This window comes from Rhodococcus sp. NKCM2511, from assembly GCF_014905595.1.
In the GTDB taxonomy this organism is placed as follows: Bacteria; Actinomycetota; Actinomycetes; order Mycobacteriales; family Mycobacteriaceae; genus Rhodococcoides; species Rhodococcoides fascians.
The window spans coordinates 1-509 of record NZ_BNHJ02000026.1; the positions used below are offsets into that span (position 1 = coordinate 1).

1 protein-coding gene is annotated in these 509 nt (G+C 44.8%); it reads right to left on the reverse strand.

Going from position 1 to position 509, the window contains the following annotated elements; genetic code table 11:
• Window positions 1-6 precede the first annotated feature (6 nt).
• On the reverse strand, window positions 7-509 hold a 503-nt coding region (locus tag JLZ96_RS24895), incomplete at its 5' end, for a hypothetical protein (RefSeq protein ID WP_236254243.1).

The following is a 509-nucleotide window of genomic DNA, read 5'->3' on the forward strand; positions in this document are numbered from 1 at the left end:
TGGACGTCAGAGCGGACGACCAAACCACTCGCGGGTACATCTCGAGGGCGATCGCTGGCCTGCCGGCCTGATCCATCGTATCACCTTTACGTCATTTAGTGCGCGCTCCTTCTTCCTTTCCAAGAAATAGTCTGTCACCGTTCTATGTTCTCCAGACTCGTATGTTATGAGTTTTGTGATTTCTTTTTTAAACGAAGTGTTACTCACAACTAACTCCAACGCTTCTGCAAATTCCAGCAGCCGTTCTCCTTCAAAGTTTCGTTCCCCATAACTGTATCCACCATGCACTTCAGGAAAACCATCAGAACTGTTACCAACATGACCGTTCATATCACCACCTATTAATAACTTCTCTGTATCATGAACTTTGGATGCGACGGTCAGAAGATCTTCATAAAATTCCTCCTTTTCTTTCACCGACCTATCACACTGAGGTGCATACGCAGAGATGATATTCAAGACCAAATTATCAACTCTCATTCTGAGCAACATTATTCTTTCGGTGGGCC